Origin of the sequence: Streptomyces sp. NPDC058665, assembly GCF_042714995.1 — a bacterium.
Taxonomy (GTDB): domain Bacteria; phylum Actinomycetota; class Actinomycetes; order Streptomycetales; family Streptomycetaceae; genus Streptomyces.
The window spans coordinates 1-5,838 of sequence record NZ_JBHXRX010000132.1 but is presented as its reverse complement, the minus strand read 5'-3'; the positions used below and the strand labels follow the sequence as shown (position 1 = coordinate 5,838).

At 70.8% G+C, this 5,838-nt stretch carries 7 protein-coding genes; 2 read left to right on the top strand and 5 right to left on the bottom strand.

Annotated elements, in window-relative coordinates; genetic code table 11:
- Positions 1-79 precede the first annotated feature (79 nt).
- Positions 80-532, bottom strand: a complete 453-nt coding sequence (locus tag ACFWV8_RS38140) for a DUF4442 domain-containing protein (RefSeq protein WP_329390705.1) — start codon at positions 530-532, stop codon at positions 80-82.
- A gap of 93 nt (positions 533-625) precedes the next feature.
- On the opposite strand from ACFWV8_RS38140, the gene ACFWV8_RS38135 reads away from it, so the two are divergent.
- Positions 626-1,651 carry a hypothetical protein gene (locus ACFWV8_RS38135; RefSeq protein ID WP_384215075.1) on the top strand — a complete coding sequence of 342 codons (1,026 nt, stop codon included), beginning with the start codon at positions 626-628 and terminating at the stop codon, positions 1,649-1,651.
- Positions 1,652-1,720: 69 nt separating this feature from the next.
- Here the strand turns inward: ACFWV8_RS38135 and ACFWV8_RS38130 are convergent, their stop codons facing one another.
- The 4 genes from ACFWV8_RS38130 to ACFWV8_RS38115 form a co-directional block, all read right to left on the bottom strand.
- Complete coding sequence (locus tag ACFWV8_RS38130; RefSeq protein ID WP_384215074.1) at positions 1,721-2,566, bottom strand: spermidine synthase; 846 nt, start codon at positions 2,564-2,566, stop codon at positions 1,721-1,723.
- A 95-nt stretch (positions 2,567-2,661) separates the two neighbouring features.
- Positions 2,662-3,840: an elongation factor Tu gene (gene tuf / locus ACFWV8_RS38125; RefSeq protein WP_384215073.1), complete on the bottom strand. Its 1,179-nt coding sequence runs from the start codon at positions 3,838-3,840 to the stop codon at positions 2,662-2,664.
- Between the two features lie 95 nt (positions 3,841-3,935).
- Positions 3,936-4,118 (bottom strand): hypothetical protein, encoded by a 183-nt coding sequence (locus ACFWV8_RS38120; protein ID WP_384215072.1) that lies wholly within the window; start codon positions 4,116-4,118, stop codon positions 3,936-3,938.
- A 34-nt stretch (positions 4,119-4,152) separates the two neighbouring features.
- Complete coding sequence (locus tag ACFWV8_RS38115) at positions 4,153-4,851, bottom strand: DNA alkylation repair protein (protein WP_384215071.1); 699 nt, start codon at positions 4,849-4,851, stop codon at positions 4,153-4,155.
- 139 nt (positions 4,852-4,990) lie between these two features.
- Between ACFWV8_RS38115 and ACFWV8_RS38110 the strand changes: the two genes are divergently transcribed.
- Positions 4,991-5,749, top strand: coding sequence for a TVP38/TMEM64 family protein (locus ACFWV8_RS38110; RefSeq protein WP_384215070.1), 759 nt, complete (start codon positions 4,991-4,993; stop codon positions 5,747-5,749).
- Positions 5,750-5,838: the final 89 nt, after the last annotated feature.

The following is a 5,838-nucleotide window of genomic DNA, read 5'->3' as shown; positions in this document are numbered from 1 at the left end:
CCTGGAAGGCGCTCGCCGGGCAGCCTACCTGTGCTCCGCACACCCCGATGACCGGCCCCGGCCCTCGGCCCCGGTCCCGTCAGGTGTGGAGACGCAGCGTCCAGAGAATGGTCATCTCACCGGTGACCGCGCCGTCCTCCCGGTTGAAGACGACGGTGACGGGTATCTCGGGGCGCCCACCCTCGTCGAGTTCGGCGACGACCTCCGCCACCGGCCGGTCCACGGTTGCCGTCGCCGTGACGACGCCCTTGGCGAGCTTCTTGTAGCTGATCTCCGCCTTGACGACGAGCGGAACGGCGCGGGTGAGCTGGTCGCCGAAGGCGGCGAGCACGACGGCGCCGCTGACGGTGTCGCCGAGTGTGAACATCGCGCCGGCGTGCGGGCCGCCCACATGGTTGTGGAAGGGGGGCTGGTCCGGCAGCCGTACGACGGCGCGCTCGGCGGTGGTTTCGAGGAACTCCATGTTGAGCGTCTTCGCCATGGGCACGGTGGCGGCGAGCATCTCGCCGACGGTCATCTCATCAGAACTCATACGGCGCGATATTACCCACGGGTAGCCTCAGTTGCCATCCTGCGACAGGGCGGCCGTAGCAGTGCGGGCACGACCCCTCTATCGTTACTCGCCATGTGGCCAGGACAGCAGCCGCCCGGGGGCGAGCAAAACCCGCAGGATCCGAATTCGAACCCGTACCAGCAGCCGGGGTACCAGCAGCCGAATCCCTACCAACAGCCGGGATATCAGCAGCCTGGTTATCAGCAGCAGCCGGGACCTCAGCAGCCCAACCCGTACCAGCAGCCGACCGTGCCGCAGTACGCGGTCCCGGGCGGTCCCGGCGGCCCCGATCCCTCTCGGGACAAGAAGCGCACCAAGATGGTCGCGATCATCGCCGCTTCGGCTGTCGTCGTGGCGGCGGCGGCCACGGGCTTCTTCGTGATGCAGGGCGACGACAAGAGCTCGAACGTCGCCGAGGACCCCAAGGCGTCCACGTCGGAGGAGCCGAAGGCGAAGCCGTCGGCCTCGGGCAACCCGCGCGACGGGTCGGGCGCCGAGCCCATGATCGCGGGCTGGAAGGTCGTCACCAACCCCAACCACGGGACGCAGTTCGACGTCCCCGCCGACTGGGTGGTCGAGAAGCCCGACGTCTTCTCGGGTTTCGAGGACGTCGAGAAGGGTGACGGCTCACCCGCGATCACCTTCTCCGCTCCCGCTTTCCTGAAGTCCAAGTGGTGCGAGCAGGACACCGACAAGGACGGCTCGATGGAGGACGTGAGCCTCGGCGGTACCGGCACCAAGGGAGGCAAGGGCGCCAAAGACACGGCGACCGCGGCCAGCAACGAGTCGGGCAGCTGGGTCTGGGCCGCGTACGCCCAGGAGGCCACCGAGGCGGAGCAGCAGAAGGCGATCGAGGTCAAGAAGTCCAAGGCGTACACGACCAAGGCCGGACTCAAGGGGCACTACTCGACGGCCGCGAGTTCGGGGCTTCCCAAGAAGGAGAAGTGCGACACCGACGGCAAATCGATCGCCTTCACCTTCACCAACGCCAAGGGCGACTTCACGACTTGGGTCCTGTACGGCGCCAAGGGCGTGCCCGACGAGATCCCGGACGACACGCTGATGAAGATCATGAGCACGGTCCGGCTGGCCAAGTAGGCACGCCCCAGGCGCTGTCCGCGGTCCTGTACGACACCCGGCACCGGGCCCCGCGCACACGCGCGGGGCTCAGCCGATGCTGAACGCGCCATCGGGCGGCTCGGGCGACGCCACCGCTTCGGCGTCCCGCACGACCGGCGCGGCTCCGGTGAACCGCCGTAGCGCCGCGCCGTGTTCGACGCGTGCGGGAAAGGCGTCGGACGCGGTGCGGCGGGCCAGGGCCGCCGTGTCGATCGGGGCGTGCGAGGCGAGGAGTACCGCGTTGCCGAACCGGCGTCCGCGCAGTACGGACGGTTCGGCGATGAGTGCCAGCTCCTCGAACACCGAGGCGAAGGTGGCCAGTTGGGACGTCAGAAAGGTGAAAGGCGCGCCGTCGGCGAGGTTGGCCGCGTAGAGGCCGTCGGCCCGTAGCGCCCGCTCGGCGAGGCGCGCGTACTCCACGGACGTCAGATGGGCGGGCACCCGTGAGCCGCCGAAGACATCGGCGACGAGGAGATCAACCGAGCCTGCCGGTGCCGAGGCGAGCCAGGCGCGGGCGTCGGCGTCGTGCACGGTGATCCCGGAGCCGTCGGGGAGCGGCAACTCCTCGGCGACCAGGGCGAGAAGGGCGCCGTCGGCGTCGACCACGTCCTGCGCCGAGCCGGGCCGGGTGGCGTGCACGTAGCGGGGCAGGGTGAGGGCCCCGCCGCCGAGATGGAGCACGGTCAGCGGGGCGCCCTCCTCGGCCGCGCGGTCGACGACGTGCCCGAGGCGCCGGGTGTACTCGAATTCGAGATGGGTCGGCTCGTCCAGGTCGACGTACGACTGGGGCGCGCCGTCCACCGTCAGCAGCCACGCCCGTTCGCGGTCCACGTCCGGCAGCAGCCGGGCGGTGCCGTGGTCGACGGTCCGGATGACGGGGATGGCTTCGTTCACCGTCCCATTGTGCGTGCCGCGCCGTACGGAACCGACCGGGCCCGTCTCCTCCCGTGACGGAGGGACGGGCCCGGCCGGTCCGGCCGGACCCGCGGTCAGATCAGCTCGGTCACCGTGCCCGCGCCGACCGTGCGTCCGCCCTCGCGGATCGCGAAGCCGAGCCCGGACTCCAGCGGCACGTCCCTGCCCAGCTCCACGGTGAGGACGACAGTGTCACCGGGCCGCGCGACGGCGAGCTCGCCGAGGTCGATGTCGCCGACCACGTCCGCCGTACGGATGTAGAACTGCGGCCGGTAGCCCGTCGTGATCGGCGTCGTACGCCCGCCCTCGCGCGCCGACAGGACGTACACCTGCGCGGTGAAGCGCCGGCTCGGGACGACACTGTCCGGCGCGGCCACCACATGGCCCCGGCGGATCGCGTCGCGCGGCATGCCGCGCAGCAGCAGCGCGACGTTGTCGCCCGCCTCGGCGGACTCCATCGGCTTCCCGAAGGTCTCCAGCGAGGTGACCGTACTGAGCTGGGGCCCGGACTCGGCGCCGAGCACCTCGATCCGGTCCCCCACGCGTACCGTGCCGCGCTCGACGGCGCCGGTGACGACCGTGCCGCGCCCGGTGATCGTCAGGACGTTCTCCACCGGGAGCAGGAACGGCGCTCCGGTGTACCTGACGGGGATCGGTACGTAGGTGTCGACCGCGTCCAGCAGCGCCACCACGGCCTCGGTCCAGCGCGGGTCGCCCTCCAGCGCCCGGAGCCCGGAGACCCGGACGACGGGGACGTTCTCCCCGCCGTACCCGTGCGCGCTGAGCAGTTCGCGTACTTCGAGCTCGACCAGGTCGGTCAGCTCGTCGTCGCCCGCGTCGGCCTTGTTGAGGGCGACGACGATGTGGTCGACACCGACCTGGCGGGCGAGCAGTACGTGCTCGGAGGTCTGCGGCATGATCCCGTCGAGCGCGGACACGACGAGGATCGCGCCGTCGAGCTGGGCGGCGCCGGTGACCATGTTCTTGATGTAGTCGGCGTGACCGGGCATGTCGACGTGCGCGTAGTGCCGGGTGTCCGTCTCGTACTCGACGTGCGAGATGTTGATGGTGATGCCGCGCGCCGCCTCCTCCGGGGCCCGGTCGATCCGGTCGAACGGCACGTACGCGCCGGTCCCGCGCTCGCTGAGGACCTTGGTGATGGCCGCGGTCAGAGTGGTCTTGCCGTGGTCGACGTGGCCCATGGTGCCGATGTTCAGGTGCGGCTTGGTCCGCACGTATGCCGTCTTGGGCATGGCTGAGGTGTTCCTTCCAGGAACTCGAAGCGTCCAGTGACCCCGGGGCCTTGCCGACCCTCCCCCTGTGGGGTCGCCGGACGGTCCGGGAAGGGTCAGCTTCGGGCGCCGCCGATGGGCGCCGCCGCGGCCGCTGCTGCCGCCGCTTCGGCGTTCGCCGCGAGGAACGCGGCAGCCTTCGGCGCGTCCGCGACCGCGGACGACGCTGCGTGGAAGGCGTACCGGAACATGTCGTTGATGATGTCCGACCTGCGGCGGGCCGTCGACAGGTTTTCCATCGCCGCTCCCCGACCGCCCCGGCTCGGAAGTTCTTCAGAGGTTCTTCAGGGCTTGACGTACGGAGAGCGGGGAGAGCCGGTCGCCGGCGCCCGCCACGAAGTGCCGGACGGCGGCCGGGTCCGTCTTGGCGTACTCGCGCAGGCACCAGCCGATCGCCTTGCGGATGAAGAAGTCGGGGTGCCCGGACTGCCGGAGGCAGTAGCCGAACAGCCGCTCGGTGTCGGTGGCCTGCTTGTAGGTGAGCTGGTGCAGCAGCGCGGTGCGCGCGATCCAGAGGTTCTCGTCCTCGATCCAGGCGTCCATCTCGGTCACCAGCGCGCGGTCGGCGGCGACCAGCCCGCCCGCGAGATGGGCGGCGAGCGCGTCCACGGTGTCCCACCAGGGGACGGTGGAGACCAGGTGCCGTACGACGGGGAGGAAGCCGGAGGACAGGCGCCGGACGTATCGGCGGAGGTAGTCGACCGCGAAGTACTGGTACTCCCGCTCGGGCAGCTCCCAGCAGCGCAGCGCGATGGCCACGCAGTCCGTCTCGTCGGGACGCGGCAGCGAGTCGAGCACCTGCCGTGACAGCGCGCGGCGTTCGGGCGCTGGGATGCCGAGGAAGGGCGCGATGTCCTTGAGATACGCGGCGGACCGCTCGGCCTGTACCGGATCGGCGGCTGCCGCGTAGCCGACGGTGAGCCGTTCGAGAACGGTGTCGGCGAGCGCGCTGGGCGGCGGTACGAGGGTCATGACGTGCAGGCTATGCGGCCCCACCGACAACGCGCGGCGGGCCGCGTACGTCCCCGGAGGGGACGGGCCGGGTCCCGAGTGGCGCTTGTCTCGGGGCCCTTGACGACGATCACAACTCGTCGTCGGTTAGTCTCCGGGCATGCTCGACCCTGTCGACAGGTCGTTCGCCGGCCTCACGGTCCGCTGTGCGAGGGTGCTGCTCTCACCCTGGTCCAGACTCTCTCTCCTGGTTCTCGTGCTGGCGTGCGCGGGGGCCGCGGTGCTGGTCTACGAGCCGCAGAAGCTCGTCGCGGCCGGCTGGCCGGAGCTGAGCGGCGCCGCCGCGTGGGCGCTGTTCTCCGTCGCGTACGGGCTGTGCACGGCGGCCTTCGTACCGCGCCCGCTGCTGAATCTCGCCGCGGGCGCGCTGTTCGGTTCGCAGTTGGGCCTCCCGGCGGCGATGGCGGGGACGGTGCTGGGCGGGGCGATCGCGTTCGGGCTCGGCCGTTTCCTCGGTCAGGAGGCGCTGCGTCCGCTGCTGCGGGGCCGCTTGCTGACGGCGGCTGACGGGCAGTTGAGCAAGCACGGCTTCCGCTCGATGATGGTGATCCGGCTGTTCCCCGGGGTGCCGTTCCAGGCCGCCAACTACTGTGCGGCGATATCGCGGATGCGCTGGGGGCCGTATCTGCTGGCGACGGCTCTCGGGACGATCCCGAACACCGCGGCGTACGTGGTCGCGGGAAGCGAGGCGGGGTCGCCGACGTCGCCGGCGTTCCTGGTCTCGATGGGGTTCATCGTGCTGACGGGGGCCGCGGCGGCGGTGGTCGCCTGGCGCAAACGCCACCGCCTGCGCCCCGCCCCGACGCCCCAGCCTCCTACGGAGGACCCGGCGGACCGCGTACCGGAGCCGGTCGCCTAGTACTCCAGTTGCACTTCTCCATTTGTCCTGGTCACAGGGCCTTTCCGGAGTCTAGTTTGCTGACGCTGTGTCAGGGTGGCGGTGGTTCG

What these genes read in the sequence shown, in the direction of transcription:
- ACFWV8_RS38140 (WP_329390705.1), bottom strand. Translation starts at nt 532, where the DNA reads ATGAGTTCTGATGAGATGACCGTCGGCGAGATGCTCGCCGCCACCGTG.
- ACFWV8_RS38135 (WP_384215075.1), top strand. Translation starts at nt 626, where the DNA reads ATGTGGCCAGGACAGCAGCCGCCCGGGGGCGAGCAAAACCCGCAGGAT.
- tuf (WP_384215073.1), bottom strand. Translation starts at nt 3,840, where the DNA reads ATGCCCAAGACGGCATACGTGCGGACCAAGCCGCACCTGAACATCGGC.
- ACFWV8_RS38120 (WP_384215072.1), bottom strand. Translation starts at nt 4,118, where the DNA reads ATGGAAAACCTGTCGACGGCCCGCCGCAGGTCGGACATCATCAACGAC.
- ACFWV8_RS38115 (WP_384215071.1), bottom strand. Translation starts at nt 4,851, where the DNA reads ATGACCCTCGTACCGCCGCCCAGCGCGCTCGCCGACACCGTTCTCGAA.
- ACFWV8_RS38110 (WP_384215070.1), top strand. Translation starts at nt 4,991, where the DNA reads ATGCTCGACCCTGTCGACAGGTCGTTCGCCGGCCTCACGGTCCGCTGT.